Here is a 20,419-nt window from a genome sequence, read left to right as displayed (position 1 = left end):
CCACTCGACACCGGACCGTCCCCGACGGAAGGAATCCATGAGCACCGCACGGTTCACCCTCGACCCCGCCTTCACCATCGGCGAGGTCGACCCTCGGCTGTTCGGCTCCTTCGTGGAGCACCTCGGCCGCTGCGTCTACACGGGCGTCTTTGAGCCCGGACATCCGTCCGCCGACGAACAGGGCCTGCGCACCGACGTGTTGGACCTGGTCCGTGAACTGGGTGTGACCGCCATCCGCTACCCCGGCGGCAACTTCGTCTCCGGCTACCGCTGGGAGGACGGCGTCGGCCCCGTCGACCGGCGTCCCCGCCGCCTGGACCCCGCCTGGCGCTCGCTGGAGACCAACCGCTTCGGCCTGTCCGAGTACATGGACTTCGTGCGCAAGGTCGGCGGCGAGCCCATGCTGGCCGTCAACCTCGGCACCCGCGGCGTGCAGGAGGCCAGGGAGTTGCTGGAGTACGCCAACCACCCCGGCGGCACCACGCTCTCCGACCTCCGCGCCGCGCACGGCGACAAGGAGCCCTACGGCATCCGGCTGTGGTGCCTGGGCAACGAGATGGACGGCCCCTGGCAGACCGGCCACAAGACCGCCGAGGAGTACGGCCGGCTCGCCGCCGAGACCGCGCGCGCCATGCGCCAGATCGACGACTCCCTCGAACTGGTCGCCTGCGGCAGCTCCAGCCAGGCCATGCCCACCTTCGCCGCCTGGGAGGCCACCGTCCTGGCCGAGGCCTACGACCTGGTGGACCACATCTCCCTCCACGCCTACTACGAGGAGATCGACGGCGACCGCGACTCCTTCCTGGCCTCCGCCGTGGACATGGAGTCCTTCATCGAGAACGTGGTCGCCACCTGCGACCACGTCGGCGCCCGCCTGAAGTCCTCCAAGCGGATCAACCTCTCCTTCGACGAGTGGAACGTCTGGTACCAGCGGCGCCACCACGCCCAGACCCCGCCCGACTGGGAGGAGGCGCCGAGGCTGCTGGAGGACGTGTACTCCGTCACCGACGCCGTGGTCTTCGGCTCCCTGCTGATCGCCCTGCTGCGCCACGCCGACCGGGTGACCGTCGCCTGCCTGGCCCAACTCGTCAACGTGATCGCCCCGATCATGACCGAGCCGGGCGGCCCGGCCTGGCGGCAGACCACCTTCTTCCCCTTCGCCCAGGCCTCCCGGTACGGACGCGGGCAGGTGCTGGACGTCCGGGTGGAGTCGCCGACGTACACCACCGCGAAGTACGGCGAGGTGCCGCTGCTGCACGCCACCGCCGTGCGGGACGACAGCGGGGCCGTCACCGTCTTCGCCGTCAACCGCGGGCAGCGCGACGCCCTGCCCCTGGAGGTGGACCTGCGCGGGCTCGCCCTGGAGGACGTCGTCGAGCACAGCGTGCTGGCCGACGCCGACCCCGAGGCCCGCAACACCCTCGACGACCCCGAGCGGGTCGCCCCGCACCCCGGCGAGGGCACCGAACTGAAGGACGGCGCGCTGCGCACCGTCCTGGAGCCGATGTCGTGGAACGTCATCCGACTCGCCTGACCCCGTAGGGCGCCGGCGGCGCCCGGGGAACACGACGGCGGGGCGGCCCGTGAAGGACCGCCCCGCCGAACGCTCACCGCCCCGGGCGGAGCGCTCCGAGCCGGCTACTCGGTGGAGAAGGAGTGCACCGTCGTGGTCCGGTACGTCTGCCCCGGACGCAGCACGGTGGTGGGGAAGGAGGGCTGGTTGGGGGAGTCGGGGAAGTGCTGGGTCTCCAGGCAGAACCCGTCGCCCTGCCGGTAGACCCGCCCCGAGGTGCCCTCCAGGGTGCCGTCGAGGAAGTTGCCGCTGTAGAACTGCACGCCCGGCTCGGTGGTGGCGATCCGCATCACCCGGCCCGAGACGGGCTCGGTGACGGTGGCGATGTGCTCCGGCTCGGCCGTGATGCCCTTGTCCAGCACGAGGTTGTGGTCGTAGCCCTGACCGAACAGGATCTGCTCGTGCGCCTCGCGGATGTCCGCCCCGATCGGCTTGGCCCGGCGGAAGTCGAACGGCGTGCCCGCGACCCGCGCCAACTCGCCGGTGGGGATCAGCGTCCTCCCGACCGGGGTGTAGCGGGAGGCGGCCACCTCCAGACGGTGGTCCAGGACGCTTCCGGCGCCCTCGCCGGCGAGGTTGAAGTAGGTGTGGTTGGTGAGGTTGACGACGGTGGGCTTGTCGGTGACGGCCTCGTAGTCGATCCGGAAGTCGCCCTGCCGGGTCACCGTGTACTCCACCCGGACCTGAAGCGTCCCCGGGTAGCCCATCTCGCCATCGGGGCTGGTGCGGGTCAGGACCAGCCCGACCTCGCCGCGTCGGGTGAACGGCTCCACCCGCCACACCCGGGTGTGGAACCCCTGGTCGCCGCCGTGCAGGCTGTGCCCGTTGTCGTTGCGGGGCAGCTCGTACGTCCGCCCGTCGAGCGTGAAGCGACCGTCGGCGACGCGGTTGCCGTAACGGCCGATGAGCGCGCCGAAGTACGGCGACCTCTCCACGTAGGAGGCCAGGTCGGAGAAGCCGAGCGAGACGTTGGCGTACCGGCCGTCGCGGTCGGGCACCTCCAGGGACTGCACGACACCGCCGTAGGACAGCACCTTCAGCCGGGTGCCGCCGCACGCCAGGGTCCAGACGTCCACCGCGGTGCCGTCCGCCAGCTCGCCGAACCGTTTCCGCCGTGGCGGGGACGGATCGCCGGGCTTGGCGTGCGCCTCTCCCGCTCCCGGCCCCACGGCCGCGGCGGCCGTCAACCCGGCCGCCGCGGCAGCCGTGATCACTGCGCGTCTGCTGGTGCTCACGTGCCCACCTTTCGCTTGTTCCAGACGTCGAATCCCACCGCCGCCAGCAGGACCAGGCCCTTGATGACCTGCTGGTAGTCGGTACCGATGCCCACCAGGGACATGCCGTTGTTGAGCACGCCGAGCACCAGACCGCCGATGACGGCACCCAGCACGGTACCCACGCCCCCGCTCATGGAGGCGCCGCCGATGAACGCCGCGGCGATCGCCTCCAGTTCGAAGTTGATGCCCGCCTGCGGGGTGCCGGCGTTGAGCCGGGCGGCGTACACGCAGCCCGCCAGCGCCGCCAGCACACCCATGTTGACGAAGACCAGGAAGGTGACCCGGGCGTCCTTCACGCCCGACAGCCTGGCCGCGGCCTTGTTGCCGCCCAGCGCGTACACGTGGCGGCCGATGACGGCGTTGCGCATCACGAAACCCAGCCCGATCAGGATCGCGCACATGACGAGCAGCACCACCGGGACGCCCCGGTAGCTGGCCAGGGTGAGGGTGAACGCCAGCACCGCCGCCACGATCGCCACGCACTTGAGGACGAACAGGTTCAGCGGCAGCACCTCCAGCTCGTACGCCTGCTGCCGGCGGCGGTCGCGCCACTGCTGGACCAGCACGACCGCCACCACGACCACGCCGATGAGCACCGTCAGGTCGTGGTAGTCGGAGAGCGGGCCGCCCTCGGGCAGGAAGCCCTGGCTGAGGTTCTGGAAGCCCCGCGGGAAGGGCGCCAGGGACTGGCCCTCCAGCAGGATCTGGGTGCCGCCGCGGAACAGCAGCATCCCGGCGAGCGTCACGATGAACGAGGGGATGCCCACGTAGGCGATCCAGAAGCCCTGCCAGGCGCCCGCCAACGCGCCGATCAGCAGGGAGCACGCCAGCGCCAGGGGCCAGGCCATGTCGTACTCGACCATCATCACGGCCGCCGCCGCGCCGACGAAGGCGGCCAGCGAGCCGACGGACAGGTCGATGTGGCCGGCGATGATCACGATCATCATGCCCATGGCCAGGATGAGGATGTAGCTGTTCTGCTGGACGATGTTGGACACGTTGACGGGCTTGAGGAGGTTGCCGTCGGTCCATATCTGGAACAGCACGACGATCAGCGCCAGCGCGACGAGCATCCCGTACTGCCGCATGTTGGCGCGCACGGTGCGCACGAGCAGGGCGCCGGCGGTGCTTCCCCCCGAGCGGGGCTCGCCGCTGCCTTCGGTCTTGGTCGGGGCGGTCTTCATCGGGGACCTCGGCTTCTGTCCATCGTCATGTGGCGCATCAGTACTTCCTGGCTCGCGTCCTCGCGGGACACCTCGCCGGTCAGCCGACCGGCCGCCATGGTGTAGATCCGGTCGCACATCCCCAGCAGCTCCGGCAGCTCCGAGGAGATCATCAACACCGCCTTGCCCTGGGCGGCGAGCCGGTCGACGACGGTGTAGATCTCGTACTTCGCCCCGACGTCGATGCCGCGCGTGGGCTCGTCGAGGATCAGCACCTCCGGGTCGGCGTGCACCCACTTGCCGAGCACGACCTTCTGTTGGTTGCCGCCGCTGAGCCGGCCGACCTGCTCGAAGACGGTCGGGGTCTTGATGTTCATCGACGCCCGGTACCGCTCGGCGACCCGCCGCTCCCGGTGCTCGTCGACGATCCCGGCCCGGGCGAGACCGGGCAGCGAGGCCAGCGAGATGTTGCGGCTGACGGTGTCGATCAGGTTCAGCCCGTAGGTCTTGCGGTCCTCGGTGACGTACGCGAGGCCCGCGGCGACCGCGGCGGGGACGGTGCGGGTGTCGACCTCCCGGCCGTTCAGCCGGACCGTCCCGCCCGCGTACACCCCGTAGGAGCGCCCGAAGACGCTCATCGCCAACTCGGTGCGGCCCGCGCCCATCAGCCCGGCGACGCCGACGATCTCGCCGCGCCGCACCGTCAGCGACACGTCGTCGACGACCTTCCGCTGGTGGTCGATGGGGTGGCGGACCGTCCAGCCGGAGATCTCCAGCGCGACGGCCCCGGCTCCCTCGCCCCGGTAGGGGGTGCGTTCGGGGAAGCGGTGGTCCAGGTCCCGGCCCACCATGCCGCGGATGATCCGGTCCTCCGAGACCTCCGCGGGAGCTCCCGGGGAGGGGCGGACGGACAGCGTCTCGATCGTCCGCCCGTCGCGCAGGACGGTGACGGTGTCGGCGACGCGCCGGACCTCGCCCAGCTTGTGGGAGATGAGGATGCAGGCGATGCCCTGGGACCGCAGTTCCAGGAGGAGGTCGAGGAGCTTGGCGCTGTCCTCGTCGTTGAGCGCGGCGGTCGGCTCGTCCAGGATCAGCAGCCTGACCCTCTTGGCCAGGGCCTTGGCGATCTCCACCAGTTGCTGCTTGCCCACGCCGATGTCGGCGACGCGGGTCTGCGGGTTCTCGTGGAGCCCGACCCGGCGCATCAGCTCGGCGGCGTGGCGGACGGTCTCGTTCCACCGGATGACGCCGCGCCGGGCGTGCTCGTTGCCGAGGAAGATGTTCTCGGCGATGGAGAGGTAGGGGACCAGGGCGAGTTCCTGGTGGATGATGACGATGCCGCGCCGCTCGCTGGCCCGGATGTCGCGGAACGCGCACGGCTCGCCCTCGAAGAGGATCTCCCCCTCGTAGCCGCCGTGCGGGTGGACACCGCTGAGCACCTTCATCAGCGTCGACTTGCCCGCGCCGTTCTCGCCGCAGACGGCGTGGATCTCGCCGCTGCGGACGGTCAGGTTCACCCCGGACAGCGCTCTGACCCCGGGGAAGGTCTTGGTGATGGAGCGCATTTCCAGAACGCTGCTCATGGTCGTCTCCCGGTGGTCTCGGGCGGGCTACGCGAGCTGGTCGGCGGTGTAGTAGCCCTCGTCCACGAGCAGGTCGGTGTTGGACTTGTCGATGCTGACCGGTTCCAGCAGGTAGGCCGGGACGGTCTTGACGCCGTTGTCGTAGGACTCTGTGTCGTTGACCTCCGGCTTGTCGCCGTTCAGCACGGCGTCGGTCATCTCCACGGCGCGTCGGGCGAGTTCGCGGGTGTCCTTGAAGACGGTCTGGGTCTGCTGCCCGGCGATGATCGACTTGACGGAGGCCAACTCGGCGTCCTGCCCGGTGACGACGGGGTAGGGCTTGGCCGCGGTGCCGTAACCGGCGCTCTTCAGGGCCGAGATGACGCCGATCGAGATGCCGTCGTAGGGGGAGAGCACCGCGTCCACGCGCTCGCCGCCGTAGTGGCGGCTGAGCAGGTCGTCCATCCGCTTCTGGGCGGTGCCGCCGTCCCAGCGCAGGGTGGTGACCTGGTTCATCGCCGTCTGGCCGCTGCGGACGACGAGCCGCCCGTCGTCGATGTGGGGCTTCAGCACGTTCATCGCGCCGCGGAAGAAGAAGCCGGTGTTGTTGTCGTCCGGCGAGCCGGCGAACAGCTCCAGGTTGAACTTCTCCCCCTTGTTCTCCTCCAGCTTCAGCGCGTCGACGATGTACCGTCCCTGGAGTTCGCCGACCTTGAAGTTGTCGAAGGTGGCGTAGTAGTCGACGTCCCCGGTGCCGCGGATGAGCCGGTCGTAGGCGATGACGGGGATGCCCGCCTCCTCGGCGCGGCGGAGCACGTCGGTCAGGGAGGAGCCGTCGATCGCGGCGACCACCAGCGCCTCGTGCCCCTTGGAGATCATGTTCTCGAGCTGCGCGACCTGGTTCTCCACCTTGTCGTCGCCGTACTGCAGATCGGCCTTGTAGCCCTTGGCCTCGAACGCCTTCACCATGTTCTTTCCGTCGGCTATCCACCGCTCGGAGGACTTGGTGGGCATGGCGATGCCGATGGTGCCGCCCTTGGGGTCGTCGTCACCGGCCTTGCTGCCGCCCTCGGAGCTCTGGCCGCAGGCGGTGAGCGCGAGGGCGAGGGCGGCGCCGAGGGCCAGGGGGGCTCTGGCGGTGCGGGTGCGGGTGCGCATGTCGGTTCGGTTCCCTCCGTGTGGGTGGTGGGGGCGAGCGGAGTGCCGAGGGGGCGAGGCGGTCGGGCCGGCCGGGTCAGTCGGGGAAGCGGTCGAGCGGGCCGGGCAGTCGGGAGCCGAGGGGGGACATCCCGGTGTCGGCGCCGAGGCGGGCCAGCAGGTCCAGGGCGAGACGTCCGCGGCGGACCCGCTCGCGCGCGGTGTCCAGGGTCACGTCGCGCAGGTGCGCGCCGTAGGGGTAGAGGCCGGGGGCCTTGCTGAGACCGAACTTGAGGTAGATCGGCGCGCCGCGCCGGATCAACTCGGCGACGTCGTACATCCGCACGTAGCCGCCGAGGTCGTCGGGGGCCTCCAGGTAGAAGTCCATCGGGGCGCGGCTGACCCGGCGGATCTCGGTCAGGTGCTCCAGGGTCAGGTCGGAGGGGATGTTGATCGAGTCGGCGCCCAGACGTTCGTAGACGGAGTACGAGGCGGGGTTCACCGGGCCGATGAGCGCCGAGACCTTGAGGGTGGTGTCGGCGGGCAGCACGCCCCGCGTCCGCAGCCGGTGCAGGGTCAGCAGCACGCCCTCGTCGGCCACCAGCAGGCAGCGCACGCCGAGTTCGGTCGCGCGCACGGCGTCCTCGACGCACCCGGCGAGCGCGTCGTGGCCGCGGGCGCGCAGCCCCGCGCCGCCCGAGAGGGTGCGGGTCCCGGCGCCGGTGTCCCAGGTGCCGCGCGGGCCGGTGAACAGGCACAGCTCGACGTCGTGTTCGGCGCAGGCCCCGACCATCTCGGTGATCTCGGCGTCGCTCAACATCCACACACCGCTGCCCTGGCTGATGCGGTGGACGGGGACGCCGAGGGTCTCGGCCTCCTTCAACACGGTGGCCAGTGCCTCCGGCCCCTCCACGGAGGGGATCTCGGTGCGCCAGGTGCCGCCGTCGGGGAAGGCGTGCGGGGACGCGTCGGAGGGGTTCAGGGGCGGGACGGGGTGGCCGAGGGCGGCGAGGGCGGTCTCGCCGGGGCGGCGGCCGGCGGGCGAGCCGGGCAGTGGAGTGGACGCGTCGGTCACGATGCTCCCAGGTTCGGTGTCTCGTACGTCGTTGGCGAGTGAGGGTGTGACGTGGGTCGGGGGCGGCCCGCGCGGGACGGGCGGGGCGGTCAGGGCCGCAGCAGGACCTTGCCGACCCCCGGATCGCCGCTGCCGACCAACGCGACGGCCTCGGCGAAACCGTCCAACGGCAGCTCGTGGGTGATCAGGGCGGCGGGCGCCAGCAGCCCGGTGTCGAAGGCCCGTACCGCGTGCGCCCAGGCGGCGGGCGGAGCGCCGAAGACGGACCGGACGGTGAGCTGGCCGACGGTCAGGTGGACGGGATCGATGCCCAGCGCGCCGGGCTCGGGCAGGCCGGTCAGCACCACCCGCCCGCCGCGCCGGGCCAGCAGGCAGGCGTCGTGCGCGGTGGTGGGCGCGCCCGCGGTCTCCACCACCAGGTCGTGACGGCCGCGCAGCCCCTCGGCGTCCGACGGGGCCAGCGCCCGGGTGGCGCCCATGGACAGCGCCTGCTCGGCGCGCTGCACACGGGGATCGACCACCAGCAGCTCGGCGGGGGAGACGGCGGCCAGCAACTGGACGGCCAGCAGGCCGAGCGTGCCCGCGCCGACCACGGCGACGCGCTCCCCGGAGCGGGGCTCGCCCGCCAGCACCGCCGCGGCGACCACGGCGGCGGGCTCCAACAGCGCCGCGGAGCGCAGGTCGGCCCGGTCGTCGAGGACGTGCAGCAGCCGGGCCGGCAGGACGAGGGCGTCGGCGAAGGCGCCGGGCCGGGTGAAGCCGGTCTCCTCGTAGCCTCCGCCGCACAGGCTGGTGGCGCCCTCCCGGCAGCGGTCGCAGACCAGGCAGGCGCGGAACCCCTCGCCCACCACCTTCCGGCCCACCAGCGCCGGATCGACGCCGGGGCCGACCGCGTCCACCGTGCCGGACCACTCGTGACCGGGGATCACGGGGTAGCGGACGTAGCCCTCGGCGCGCGTCCCGGCGTACACCTCGCGGTCGCTGCCGCAGATCCCCGCCGCGTACACCGCCACCCGTGCCTCGCCGGGGCCGGGCTCGGCGCGCTCCACCTCCACCAGCCGATGGACGCCGGGCCGTTCCACGACGACGGCGCGGCCGGCGCGGGCGGGGCGTACGGCGCCCTCCGGTGCCGGGGCCGTCGGGTCCTGGTCGTGTACGGGTGTGTTCACCGCTGCATCCTCCCCGCGCCGCACGGGCCGTACGCGCGTACGGTTCGCGTGGCGCCGTCGTGCTCTCCGTCCGCCGGGCGGAGGGCGGCGCCGCTCTCCGCCCGGCCGGCCGCGGTGGTCCCGCGCCCCCGTGGCGTACCGCGTGTCATGCCCGCGCTCCGCGCGGGTCCCGCTTCTCCCAGCCCTCGGCCCACAGGTCGAACCGGGCCTGCTGCTGTGGGAACTCCGCCGCCGCGTCGGTGTCCAACTCCACTCCCAGGCCGGGGGCTTCGGGGAGGGCGAAGTAGCCGTCCACGACCTGAGGGGCGCCCTTGACCACCTTCTTGATCTCGGCGTCCGCGAAGTCGTTGAAGTGCTCCAGGATCTTGAAGTTCGGTGTGCAACCGGCCAGTTGCAGGGAAGCGGCCGTCAGCACCGAGCCGCCGACGTTGTGCGGCGCGACCATCATGTAGTGGGTCTCGGCGGTGGCGGCGAGCTTGCGGGTCTCCAGGATGCCGCCGAGGTGGCCGAGGTCGGGCTGGATGATGTCGGCGGCCTGCGACTCGAACAGCTCGCGGAACTCGATCCGGTCGTGGATGCGCTCGCCGGTGGCGATCGGCAGGTCCACCTTGTCGGCGACCTTGGCCAGCGCCTTGAGGTTCTCCGGCGGCACCGGCTCCTCCAGCCAGCTCGGCTTGAACGGCTCCACCTCGCGGGCGATGCGGACGGCCGTGGCCGGGCTGAACCGGCCGTGCATCTCCAGCAGCAGCTCGCACTCCGGTCCGATCGCGTCCCGCACGGCCTCCACCAGGGCGACCGAGCGCAGCGTCTCGGCGTGGTCCAGTTCGAAGTGGCCGGTGCCGAAGGGGTCGAGCTTGAGGGCCCGGTAGCCGCGCTCGACGACCTTCAGGGCCGCCTTGTGGAACGCCTCGGGGGTGCGTTCGACGGTGTACCAGCCGTTGGCGTACGCCTTGACCCTCTCGGTGACCCTCCCGCCGAGCAGTTGCCAGACGGGGACGCCCAGCGCCTTGCCCTTGATGTCCCAGCAGGCCATCTCCACGACGGCGATGCCGGACATCACGATCTCCCCGGCCCGCCCGTAGTCGCCGTACTTCATGCGGCGGACCAGGTCCTCGACCGCGAAGGGGTCGGACCCGGCGATGTGATTGGCCTCGGCCTCGCGGAGGTAACCCACGAGTGCGTCGGTGTGTCCGAGCATCCGGGTCTCGCCGACGCCGGTGAGGCCCTCGTCCGTGTGGACTTGTACGTAGGTGAGGTTGCGCCAGGGGGTGCCGACGACGTGGGTGCTGATTCCGGTGATGCGCACAGCGGTTGCCCCTCCACGCTGTTCGATATTTCGTCAACCGTTCGAAATGCTGGCGTGAATGTAGTGACATGCCGTGACCGGCGTCAATGGGTCGTGCGGAGATCCCCTGGTCGAACCCTCCCGGGCGGACTCCCTCGCCGCACCCGCGGCCCGCTCGGGAGGGTCACCCCCCGGCCGTGATCCGGCGGTGGGCGATCTCGGCGAGCTTCCGCTGGCCCGCCTCGCCGGGGTGGAACCAGTCCCAGCCGCTCAGCTCGCGGGTGGTGAAGCGGTACTCGTGGACCGCCCCGCCGTCGTGGCGGCAGCGCGCGTCGCGCTCGCAGACCTCCCGGAGCGCGGCGTTGTACGCCCGCACCCGCCGGGCCACCTTCTCGCGGCGCTCCACTGCGGCGGCGTCCACGGCGTCGGCGTCGGCCAGCATCGCGGGGCAGATGCCCAACTCCCACACCCGGGCGGCCAGTGGGTGGGACCGCCCCTGCTCCCACAGGTGCTCCAGGTCCGGCACGCCGGCCACGTACACCTGGGTGCGGGGCGAGTTCCGACGCAGGACGCGCAGGGCCTCGGCGAAGTCGGCGCGGAAGTCGGCCACGGGCGTCATCCGCGCCACGCTCGACCGACAGGCGTCGTTCGCGCCGATCAGCACCGTCACCAGCTCCGGCCGGCGCGCCGCGGCCTTCTCGGCCTGGGCGGGCAGGTCGGTCATCAGGGCGCCGGAGCGCGCCAGGTTCCAGCGCGCGGAGGCCGGCACGCCCAGCCGCCGCGCCAGGCTCTCCACCGTCGCGGAGGTGCCGGTGGCCCAGGACGCCTCGGGGCAGTCGGAGAGCGGCGAGCAGGCGTTGTGGGCGCGGGTGATGGAGTCGCCCAGCGCCGCCAGCGAATCGGGACGAGGGTCCCACTCGGGCGTGGGCGAGGGGGACGGGCGGGCGTCGGGGGAGGAACCCGGGGAGCGGAGCGTGCCCCGGCCGTCCGACGAACCGCCCGGCGAACCTCCCGACACCACCAGGACGACGAGCGTCACGACGACGGCGACGACGACGGCGCACGCGCCGAGCACGAGCCCCACGCCGCGGACACGGCCGGGCGGCACGCTGTCTCGCACGTCTCCTGCCCCCGTTTCTCTCCGTTTCCCGGTGGGGTGATGGTTCGGACGGGTGGGTTGACCGCCTCGACCGACGGTACGTCACCCTTTGCGCGCCAGGGCGCGGTAGCTTTTTCCATGACGGTCCGAAAATGGCCGCCGGACACAATTGACAGATTACATCGCGTCACTTGCTGTCCCTTTTAGGGAGAAACGGCACGGATAGTGTTTACTGTTCGTAACCACGGGCTGGAGGACACGTGACCGATGGGACAAGATGTCAAGCGCTGACTCGGCGCACGGCCGGTAGGGATTCGAGGCCGCCACGGAAGGTCGCGCTCGAACCGCACAGGAGGTCCCGGTGACCACACGTGGAGTTCTGTACGTGCACTCCGCTCCCCGCGCACTGTGCCCGCATGTGGAGTGGGCCGTCGCGGGAGTGCTCGGCGCCCGCGTCAGTCTCGACTGGATCAAGCAGCCCGCCTCGCCGGGCACCTGGCGCGCGGAGCTCTCCTGGCAGGGCGAGCCCGGCACCGCCTCCAAACTCGCCTCCGCGCTGCGCGGCTGGCGCATGCTCCGCTTCGAGGTGACCTCCGAGCCGTGCGCCACCGCCGAGGGCGAGCGCTACAGCTCCACCCCCGACCTGGGCATCTTCCACGCGGTGACGGGTCTGCACGGCGACATCCTCATCCCCGAGGACCGGTTGCGCGCCGCGCTGGTCCGCGCCTCGCGCGGCGAGACCGACCTGGAGTCCGAGATCGCCAAGCTGCTCGGCAAGCCCTGGGACGACGAGCTGGAGCCCTTCCGTTACGCGGGCGAGGGCGCCCCGGTGCGCTGGCTGCACCAGGTGGTCTGACGCCCCGTCGCGCCCGCTCCCGCCGTACGGCCCGCGTCCCGTCCCGCGTCCCGTACGCCGCGCCGTCGAGCGTGCCACGGTGACGGGGGCACGGCCGCCTCGTGCTTACGCCGGCTTCGGCGAGGCGCCCCGCTCTCCGGGCCGCCGAGGGGCCACGGGGGCGGACGGCGGGGACGGCAGCAGCCGGTCCACCGCGCGCCGGGCGCGGGCGGCGGCCCCGGTGTCGCCGTAGAGCTGGATGGTGTGGTTCAGGCTCATCAGGATTCCGTTCAACTCGAACACGACCTGCTCCGGATCGGTGTCCGAGGGCAGTTCGCCGCGCCCGGCTGCCACCCGCACGTCCGCCGCCAGCCGGCTGCGCCACGCGCCGAACTGGCGCCTCAACAGATCCCGTACGGGACCGCCGCGACCGTCGTACTCGAACGTGGCGGAGACGAAGAAGCAGCCGCCGGGGAACACCCCGCGCTCCAGGTAGGAGATCCACGTCGCGCAGACCGCGCGCAGCCGTGTCACCCCCGGCTCGGCGTCCGCCGCGGGACGCCAGACCTCGCGGTCGAAGATCACCGCCGCCCGTTCCAGGACCGCGAGTTGCAACGCCTCCTTGGTGCCGAAGTGGCCCAGCAGGCCGGACTTGCTGAGACCGAGGTCGGAGGCGAGCCGTCCGATCGTCAGACCCTCCAGCCCCTCCAGGGAGGCGAGGGCGACGCTGTGCTCGATGATCCGCTCGCGGGTGCGACGGGCTTCGGCGACGGATCTGCGGGGGCTCACGGGCGCCATCGTACCGAGAAGTGGAACCCATAGAGTCCGATCGATCGGTCGCTATAAAGTCGTGGGCGCCGCGCAGCCGACGGCCGTGTCACGGTCGAGCCAAGGCCGTGCCGGGTTCGTGCCGGGGCTGCGCCGAGAAGAAGTCGAGAAGAGGAGCGCCGTGCACCCGACCCGCATCACCGCCCTGGGCCACCACCAGCCCGACCACATCCTGACCAACGACGACCTGGCGGGGATGGTGGAGACCAGCGACGAGTGGATCCGGCAGCGGACCGGCATCGCCACCCGCCGCATCGCCCGCGAGGAGTCCGTCGCCGACCTGGCCACCGCCGCGGCGGGCAAGGCCCTTGCCGCGGCCGGACTCGACCCGGCCGACATCGGCCTGGTCACCGTCGCCACCTGCTCGGCGCGGGACCGTTGCCCCTCCACCGCGGCCCAGGTCGCCGGACGTCTCGGCATCCCCGACGCCGTCGCCTTCGACCTCAACAACGGCTGCGCGGGCTTCACCACCGCCCTGGCCGGCGCCGACCACTCCCTGCGCGCCGGAGCCGCACGGCACGCCCTGGTCATCGGCGCCGAGAAGATGTCCGACGTCACCGACTGGACCGACCGCTCCACCTGCGTCCTCCTCGGCGACGGCGCGGGCGCCGCCGTGGTGAGCGTCGACCCCGCCGGCTCCGCCGACACCCCGGGCATCGGCCCCGTCGTCTGGGGATCGGACCCCTCGCGCGGCGACGCCGTGCGGCTGATGGGCGACTGGCAGCCCCGCTTCGCCCAGGAGGGGCAGACCGTCTTCCGCTGGGCCACCACCGAACTGGTGCCCCTGATCGAGCGGACCTGCGAGAAGGCCGGGATCACCCCCCGGGAACTCGGTGGGATCGTCACCCACCAGGCCAACCTGCGGATCATCGAATCCCTGGTCCGCAGGCTCGGCGCCGGCGACGCCGTGGTGGCGCGCGACGTGGTGGACTCCGGCAACACCTCGGCCGCCTCCGTCCCGCTCGCCCTCTCCAAGCTCGTCGAGCGCCGCGAGATCGAGGCGGGCGCCCCCGTGCTGCTGTTCGCCTTCGGCGGCGGCCTCTCCTGGGCCGGACAGGTCGTCACCTGCCCCTGACCTCACCGAGGACGGGAACGACCGAGGGGGCCACCGGGCGGTGCCCGGTGGCCCCCTCGGGGCGGTGCGCGGTGCCGAACCGCGCGGTCGGATCGCGGGTGTCAGACCGTGCGGAAGGCCAGGACGACGTTGTGGCCGCCGAAGCCGAAGGAGTTGTTGAGCGCGGCGATCCGGCCCTCGCCCAGCGGGCGGGCCTGGCCGCGCACGATGTCGGCGTCGACCTCCTCGTCGAGCTCGTCGAGGTTGAGGGTCGGCGGAGCCGTGCGGTGGTACAGCGCCAGGACCGTCGCCACCGTCTCCACACCGCCCGCGCCGCCCAGCAGGTGGCCGGTCATCGACTTGGTGGCGGAGATGGCGATGTGGTCCAGGTCGGCGCCCAGCACCTTGCGCAGCGCCTTGATCTCGCCGACGTCGCCCAGCGGGGTGGAGGTGGCGTGCGCGTTGGCGTGCACCAGCTCCGCCGGGTCCAGGTCGGTGCTCTCCAGCAGGTTCTGCAGCGCGGCGGCGATGCCCCGGCCGGTCGGCTCGGGCTGGGTGATGTGGTGGGCGTCCGCGGACAGCCCCTGGCCCAGCACCTCGCAGTAGACCTTCGCGCCGCGCTTGGCGGCGTGCTCGGCCGACTCCAGCACGATGATGCCCGCGCCCTCGCCGAGCACGAAACCGTCCCGCGTCTTGTCGAAGGGACGGGAGACCTCCTCGGGCGCCCTCTCGCTCTTGGACAGCGCCATCATGTTGGCGAACGCCGCGATGGGCAGCGGGTGGATCGCCGCCTCGCTGCCGCCCGCGACGACCACGTCGGCACGTCCGGTGCGGATCATCTCCACGGCGTAGCCGATCGCCTCGGCCCCCGAGGCGCAGGCGCTGACCGGGGTGTGCACACCCGCCTGGGCGCCCAGGTCCAGACCGACGTTGGCGGCCGGGCTGTTGGGCATCAGCATCGGCACGGTGTGCGGGGAGACGCGCCGCGGGCCCTTCTCCCGCAGGACGTCGTACTGGTCGAGCAGCGTGGTGACGCCACCGATGCCGGAGGCGACGACCGCGCCGAGCCGGTCCGGGTCCACCAGACCGTTCTCGCCGGCCTTGCCCTCGTAACCGGCGTCGGCCCACGCCTCGCGGGCCGCGATCAGCGCGAACTGCGCCGAGCGGTCCAGCTTGCGGGCCTGCGGCCGAGGCAGGATCTCGGACGGCTCGACCGCCACCGAGGCGGCGATCCGCACCGGCAGTTCGGCCGCCCACTCCTGCTCCAGGGCCTTCACCCCGGAACGACCGGCGACCAGGCCCTCCCACGTCGATGCGCTGTCGCCACCCAGCGGTGTGGTTGCGCCGATACCGGTGACGACCACGGGGTGATGGGTCGCGTTCACAGGAATTCTGTCTCCACTGGTAGGGGATGTGTGGGTCCGCGCCACCCGAAGCGGGTGGCGACAAGCGCGTCTCTCGGACGTCGGACCGGGTCAGTCCTGGTGGTTGATGATGTAGTCGACGGCGTCGCCCACGGTCTTCAGGCCCTTGACGTCGTCGTCCGGGATCTTCACGCCGAAGCGCTCCTCGGCGGCGACGACGACCTCGACCATGGACAGCGAGTCGACGTCCAGGTCGTCGGTGAAGGACTTCTCCGGCTGGACGTCCTCGACCGGGATGCCGGCGATCTCGTTCACGATCTCGGCGAGACCGGCGACGATCTCTTCCTTGGTGGCAGCCATGATGGCGCTCCTTTGCGTTGTGTGGTGCGGTCCTATTGTCATGGTGCGGTTTGACCGACTCAGGGGAGGGTAACGACCGTTGCCGCGTAGACGAGACCCGCCCCGAAGCCGATGACGAGTGCGGTGTCGCCGCTCTTCGCCTGCCCGGTCGCCAACAGCCGCTCCATGGCGAGCGGAATCGAGGCGGCCGAGGTGTTGCCGGTGGTCTCCACGTCACGGGCGACCGTGACGTGCTCCGGCAGTTTGAGGGTCTTCACCATCGAGTCGATGATCCGCATGTTGGCCTGGTGCGGAATGAAGACGTCCAGGTCGTCGGCGGAGACGCCCGCGGCGTCCAGCGCCTGCTGGGCGACCTTCGCCATCTCGAAGACGGCCCAGCGGAAGACCGTCTGGCCCTCCTGCCGGATCGCGGGGAACTTCGGCTCGCCGTTCTCGTCGACGGGCAGCTTCGACACGTCGTCGCCGCGGAACTCGTCCCACGGCACGGTCTGCGAGATGACGTCCGCCTTGTCGCCCTCCGAACCCCAGACGGTGGGGCCGATGGCCGGTTCCTCGGCCGGGCCGACGATCACCGCTCCGGCGCCGTCGCCGAACAGGAAGGCGGTGCTGCGGTCCTGAAGGTCGGTCAGGTCCGACAGCCGCTCGACGCCGATGACCAGGACGTACTCCGCGCTGCCCTCCACGATCAGGCCCTTGGCGATGGTCAGGCCGTAACCGAAGCCGGCGCAGGCCGCCGAGATGTCGAAGGCCGCGGCCTTGCCCGTGCCCAACCGGTGGGCGACCTCGGTGGCGATCGAGGGCGTCTGCTTGAAGTGGGAGACGGTCGAGATGACGACCGCGCCGATCCGGTCGGGGGTGATCCCGGCGGCGGCGACGGCCTTGCCCGCCGCGGCCAGCGACATCTCGGCGACGGTCTCCTCCGGACCCGCCCAGTGGCGGGTGGTGATGCCGGAACGGGTGCGGATCCACTCGTCGGACGAGTCGATGTGCTTGAGGATCTCCTCGTTCGGCACCACCCGGGCCGGGCGGTAACCGCCGACGCCGAGAATGCGCGCGTACGGGGCGCCCTTCGCGGGCCGGATCTTCGCGGTCATGGTCTCGGGACTCCTCTTCGACTACTCGGCCGTCGTGCCGGCGGGCTCGGCGCCTCGTGCGGGGCCGCCGTGCTCGGCGATCAGCTCGCGGGCCGCGTCGAGGTGGTCGGGGGTCTTCACGGCCAGCGTCTTCACGCCCGGCAGGGCACGCTTGGCCAGACCGGTGAGGGTGCCGCCGGGGCACACCTCGATCAGCGCGGTGACCCCCAACTCCTTGAAGGTCTCCATGCACAGGTCCCAGCGCACGGGGTTGGAGACCTGGTGCACCAGCCGCCGCACGACCTCCGCGCCGTCGGCGACCACGTGGCCGTCCCGGTTGGAGACGTAGCGGACGCGCGGGTCGTTCGCCTCGACGCCCTGGACGGCCTCCTCCAACGCGGAGACGGCCGGGGCCATGTGGTGGGTGTGGAAGGCGCCCGCGACGGCCAGCGACCGCACCGCCCGCACCCCTTCCGGCTTCTCCTCGGCGAGCGCGGCGAGCTGCTCGACGGTGCCCGCGGCGACGATCTGGCCGGCGCCGTTGATGTTGGCGGGGGTGAGGCCCAGCTTCTCCAGGTGCGCCGTCACCGTCTCCGGGTCCCCGCCGAGCACGGCGGCCATCCCCGTCTCGGTGACGGCGGCGGCCTCGGCCATCGCCAGACCGCGGCGCCGGACGAGCGCCATCGCGGCCTCGGGGGTGAGGACCCCGCCGATCGCGGCGGCGGTCAACTCGCCCACGCTGTGGCCGGCGACCGCTCCCAGGGCGTCCTCGCGGACACCGTCCAGCAGCGCCCGCGCGGAGACCAGTCCGGCGGCCACCAGCAGCGGCTGCGCCACGGCGGTGTCACGGATCTGCTCGGCGTCGGCCTCGGTGCCGTAGTGCACCAGATCCAGGTCTATGGCGGCCGACCACTCCCGCAGCCGGTCGGCGACGCCGGGGAGTTCGAGCCAAGGAGTCAGGAAGCCGGGTGTCTGGGCACCCTGGCCGGGAGCGACGAGTACGAGCACTCTCTCACTCTCTCTTGTCGACGGAGGTCCCCGCCGGTGGGGACCGGCACGAAGAACGGTCAGGGTAATTGTGGAGGGCCGACAAAATCGCCCGGCACGACTATATCCGTCCGGTCTGCTCGGCGAGGCGGCCGAGGATCAGCGCGATGCGCAGCGTGAAGGCCGAGCGGACATCGGAGGGTGACCATCCGGTGACGTCCGTCACACGTCTCAGCCGGTAGCGGACGGTGTTGGGGTGGACGAACAGCATCCGCGCCGCACCCTCCAGGGAGCTCGCCTGCTCCAGGTACACGCTGAGCGTCTCCAGCAGCGCCGCGCCGGCCTCCTGGAGCGGTCTGTAGATCTCCTCCACCAACAGCGTCCGCGCGGTGGGGTCTCCGGCCATCGCGCGCTCCGGCAGCAGATCGTCCGCCAGCACCGGCCTGGGCGCGTCCGGCCACGCGGCGCACGCCTTCAGGCCGGCGGCGGCGGCCCGCGCCGAGCGCGTCGCCGACAGCAGGTCGTCGACCACCGGCCCGGCCACCACCGGACCGGGGGCGAACGGCCCGATCAGCGCCTTGGCGACGTGCAGCGGATTGTCCGAGCCGCCCGCGACGACCACCAGCCGACTGCCCAACACGCCGGTGAGCACCTGGAGCTTGGCGTGGCGGGCGGCGCGCCGGATCGCCTCCACGGTCAACTCGCTGTCCCCGTCGGGCGCGGTGCCCAGCACGACGACGACGTGCTCGGGGGAGTTCCAGCCCAGTGCGGCGGCGCGGGAGACGGCCCCCTCGTCGGCCTCGCCGGAGACCACGGCGTTGACCACCAACGACTCCAGCCGCGCGTCCCACGCGCCGCGCGCCTCGGCGGCCTGCGCGTACACCTGGGCGGTGGCGAAGGCTATCTCGCGGGCGTACACGAGCAGCGCCTCGCGCAGCACGCTCTCGTCGCCGGGCGCGGCCACCTCGTCGATGGCCGACTCCACGACATCGATGGTGGTGCGGACCATCTCCACGGTCTGACGCAGCGTGACGGCCCGCGTCAGTTCGCGCGGTGCGGTGCCGAACACGTCCGTGCTGATGGCCTGCGGGGTCTCCGGATGCCGGAACCACTCGGTGAACGCCGCGATGCCGGCCTGTGCCACCAGCCCGATCCAGGACCGGTTCTCCGGCGGCATCGCGCGGTACCACGGCAGTTGCTCCCCCATCCGCGCGAGAGCGGCGGCGGCCAGCTTGCCGGAGGACTGCTCCAGCCGCCGCAGCGTCTGGGGGTGCGGGTGCGGTCGCTGCTTGTCGGGTGCTGGTGTCTGCGTGGTTTCTGGCACGGGACAAGACTGCCCTATTGGTACGGCGCGGCGGGGAGCGGGTGTCGGATTCGTACAACGAGCGGGGCGGCGACGGCCGTTCCGCTCGTACCGCTCCTCCACTCGACACCTGGATGTTTCATGACACTTCATCCAGAAGATGTCAAAGCAGCATCAAAGCCCTCTTGTGGTCCCCTGCCGGGCGACTCCGGGTCAGTTCCAGGATCGGCTCCGGACCAGCTCCGGGTCAGCTCCAGGGAAGCCGGGACCGGTGGGCCCAGTAGACGTCCGGGGCCTCGGCGAGAGAGGCGAGACGCGCGAGCCGTTCGTCGTCCAGCCGCACGTCCGCGGCGAGCAGGTTGCCGGCGAGCTGGTCGGTGGTCGCCGCCCCGGACAGGACGGTGTCGGCCCAGGGCTGGTGGAGGGCCGCGGCCAGGGCGACGGCGTCGCCGGACGCGCCGACCTCCCGGGCGAGCGCCTCCAGGACGGCGTGCGGCGGGGTGCCGGGCGTGAGGAGCCGACCGTTGGCGAGCGCTTCCTTGACGATGACGGTGCGGCCCGCGTCGTGCGCCTCGGCCAGGGCCTCTCCGGCGGAGGGCTCCAGCGGGTTCCAGGTGGCCTGGACGCTGCGGAAGAGGGGTTCGCCGTCGACGGTGACGTCCAGGGCGGCGCGGATGGCGTCGCCCTGCCTCGGCCCGCTGGTGGACACCCCCACGGTGACGCCCTCGGCGACCAGCTCGGCGAGCCGGCGGTGCAGGGCGGTGTCGGTCAGGGCGGGGCTGTCGGGGGTGACGGAGTGGATCTGGTAGAGGTCGAGCCGGTCGCCGAGCAGCGCCCGCGTCTCGGCGAGCTGCCGGTCGAAGGTGGCCGCGGAGTGGTCCTTGACCTCGTGCACGGGAGCGTCGACGGTCCAGTCCGCGGTGTAGGTGTAGCCCCACTTGCTGCCCACGACCAGCCCCTCGCGCGGGTCGTCGCCGCTGTTCAGCCAGTCGGCGAGGAACTCCTCGGCACGGCCGTAGGAGCGGGCGGCGTCGACGTACCGGACGCCGCGGGCCCAGGCGAGGTCGAGCAGTTCACGGGTGCGGCGGCGCAGCGCCTCGACGGTCCGCTCGGCGGGCAGGTCCCGCTCGCGTCCGAGGTTGATGTACCCGGGTCGCCCGACGGCGGCCAGCCCCAACCCGATGCGGGCGTACGGCGTGCGCGGGCGCATGCGGTCCAGGGCCATGTTCGGCGACCTCCCGGTGCGTGACGGTGGCGGGCGGAACCAGGCTATGC

Annotated in this window: 18 protein-coding genes; 3 read left to right on the top strand and 15 right to left on the bottom strand. The window is 72.1% G+C overall.

Going from position 1 to position 20,419, the window contains the following annotated elements; genetic code table 11:
• Window positions 1–37 precede the first annotated feature (37 nt).
• Complete coding sequence (arfA, locus tag IF47_RS0106535) at window positions 38–1,534, top strand: arabinosylfuranosidase ArfA (protein WP_031507334.1); 1,497 nt, start codon at window positions 38–40, stop codon at window positions 1,532–1,534.
• A 104-nt stretch (window positions 1,535–1,638) separates the two neighbouring features.
• On the opposite strand, the gene IF47_RS0106530 is transcribed toward arfA, so the two are convergent.
• The 8 genes from IF47_RS0106530 to IF47_RS0106495 form a co-directional block, all read right to left on the bottom strand.
• Window positions 1,639–2,808 carry an aldose epimerase family protein gene (locus IF47_RS0106530; RefSeq protein WP_031507333.1) on the bottom strand — a complete coding sequence of 390 codons (1,170 nt, stop codon included), beginning with the start codon at window positions 2,806–2,808 and terminating at the stop codon, window positions 1,639–1,641.
• Complete coding sequence (gene mmsB / locus IF47_RS0106525; protein ID WP_031507332.1) at window positions 2,805–4,034, bottom strand: multiple monosaccharide ABC transporter permease; 1,230 nt, start codon at window positions 4,032–4,034, stop codon at window positions 2,805–2,807. The genes IF47_RS0106530 and mmsB overlap by 4 nt, the downstream gene beginning before the upstream one ends.
• Window positions 4,031–5,596 carry a multiple monosaccharide ABC transporter ATP-binding protein gene (mmsA, locus tag IF47_RS0106520; RefSeq protein WP_031507331.1) on the bottom strand — a complete coding sequence of 522 codons (1,566 nt, stop codon included), beginning with the start codon at window positions 5,594–5,596 and terminating at the stop codon, window positions 4,031–4,033. Before mmsA ends, mmsB begins: the two co-directional genes overlap by 4 nt.
• Window positions 5,597–5,623: 27 nt before the next feature.
• Window positions 5,624–6,733 (bottom strand): multiple monosaccharide ABC transporter substrate-binding protein, encoded by a 1,110-nt coding sequence (gene chvE, locus IF47_RS0106515; RefSeq protein WP_031507330.1) that lies wholly within the window; start codon window positions 6,731–6,733, stop codon window positions 5,624–5,626.
• Window positions 6,734–6,809: 76 nt separating this feature from the next.
• On the bottom strand, window positions 6,810–7,787 hold the full coding sequence (locus tag IF47_RS0106510) for a hypothetical protein (RefSeq protein WP_031507329.1): 978 nt from the start codon (window positions 7,785–7,787) through the stop codon (window positions 6,810–6,812).
• 89 nt (window positions 7,788–7,876) lie between these two features.
• A complete protein-coding gene (locus IF47_RS0106505) occupies window positions 7,877–8,869 on the bottom strand; it encodes a zinc-dependent alcohol dehydrogenase (RefSeq protein WP_031507328.1) in 993 nt (330 codons plus the stop codon).
• Window positions 8,870–9,101: 232 nt separating this feature from the next.
• Complete coding sequence (locus IF47_RS0106500; RefSeq protein ID WP_031507327.1) at window positions 9,102–10,262, bottom strand: mandelate racemase/muconate lactonizing enzyme family protein; 1,161 nt, start codon at window positions 10,260–10,262, stop codon at window positions 9,102–9,104.
• 163 nt (window positions 10,263–10,425) lie between these two features.
• A complete protein-coding gene (locus tag IF47_RS0106495; RefSeq protein WP_169745200.1) occupies window positions 10,426–11,361 on the bottom strand; it encodes an SGNH/GDSL hydrolase family protein in 936 nt (311 codons plus the stop codon).
• A 340-nt stretch (window positions 11,362–11,701) separates the two neighbouring features.
• Here IF47_RS0106495 and IF47_RS0106490 point away from each other — a divergent pair, with 340 nt between their 5' ends.
• Window positions 11,702–12,196 carry a DUF3145 domain-containing protein gene (locus tag IF47_RS0106490; RefSeq protein WP_031507324.1) on the top strand — a complete coding sequence of 165 codons (495 nt, stop codon included), beginning with the start codon at window positions 11,702–11,704 and terminating at the stop codon, window positions 12,194–12,196.
• A 105-nt stretch (window positions 12,197–12,301) separates the two neighbouring features.
• Here IF47_RS0106490 and IF47_RS0106485 read toward each other — a convergent pair whose 3' ends face one another.
• The gene (locus tag IF47_RS0106485; protein ID WP_051717145.1) at window positions 12,302–12,964 is read right to left on the bottom strand and encodes a TetR/AcrR family transcriptional regulator; all 663 of its coding nucleotides are present in this window, start codon (window positions 12,962–12,964) and stop codon (window positions 12,302–12,304) included.
• A 160-nt stretch (window positions 12,965–13,124) separates the two neighbouring features.
• On the opposite strand from IF47_RS0106485, the gene IF47_RS0106480 reads away from it, so the two are divergent.
• Window positions 13,125–14,078, top strand: coding sequence for a beta-ketoacyl-ACP synthase III (locus tag IF47_RS0106480; RefSeq protein ID WP_031507321.1), 954 nt, complete (start codon window positions 13,125–13,127; stop codon window positions 14,076–14,078).
• 101 nt (window positions 14,079–14,179) lie between these two features.
• On the opposite strand, the gene fabF is transcribed toward IF47_RS0106480, so the two are convergent.
• The 6 genes from fabF to IF47_RS0106450 form a co-directional block, all read right to left on the bottom strand.
• The gene (gene fabF / locus IF47_RS0106475; protein WP_031507320.1) at window positions 14,180–15,442 is read right to left on the bottom strand and encodes a beta-ketoacyl-ACP synthase II; all 1,263 of its coding nucleotides are present in this window, start codon (window positions 15,440–15,442) and stop codon (window positions 14,180–14,182) included.
• Window positions 15,443–15,532: 90 nt separating this feature from the next.
• The gene (locus IF47_RS0106470; protein WP_031507319.1) at window positions 15,533–15,781 is read right to left on the bottom strand and encodes an acyl carrier protein; all 249 of its coding nucleotides are present in this window, start codon (window positions 15,779–15,781) and stop codon (window positions 15,533–15,535) included.
• Window positions 15,782–15,840: 59 nt separating this feature from the next.
• The gene (locus tag IF47_RS0106465; protein WP_031507317.1) at window positions 15,841–16,875 is read right to left on the bottom strand and encodes a ketoacyl-ACP synthase III; all 1,035 of its coding nucleotides are present in this window, start codon (window positions 16,873–16,875) and stop codon (window positions 15,841–15,843) included.
• Window positions 16,876–16,896: 21 nt separating this feature from the next.
• Window positions 16,897–17,862 (bottom strand): ACP S-malonyltransferase, encoded by a 966-nt coding sequence (locus IF47_RS0106460; RefSeq protein ID WP_031507316.1) that lies wholly within the window; start codon window positions 17,860–17,862, stop codon window positions 16,897–16,899.
• Between the two features lie 100 nt (window positions 17,863–17,962).
• Window positions 17,963–19,183 carry a PucR family transcriptional regulator gene (locus IF47_RS0106455; RefSeq protein ID WP_078591633.1) on the bottom strand — a complete coding sequence of 407 codons (1,221 nt, stop codon included), beginning with the start codon at window positions 19,181–19,183 and terminating at the stop codon, window positions 17,963–17,965.
• Between the two features lie 208 nt (window positions 19,184–19,391).
• Complete coding sequence (locus IF47_RS0106450) at window positions 19,392–20,369, bottom strand: aldo/keto reductase (RefSeq protein ID WP_031507314.1); 978 nt, start codon at window positions 20,367–20,369, stop codon at window positions 19,392–19,394.
• Window positions 20,370–20,419: the final 50 nt, after the last annotated feature.

The organism is Streptomyces megasporus, from assembly GCF_000718985.1.
Lineage (GTDB): Bacteria > Actinomycetota > Actinomycetes > Streptomycetales > Streptomycetaceae > Streptomyces > Streptomyces megasporus.
The sequence above is the reverse complement of the archived record's forward strand: the minus strand, read 5'-3'. Positions and strand labels throughout refer to the sequence as shown.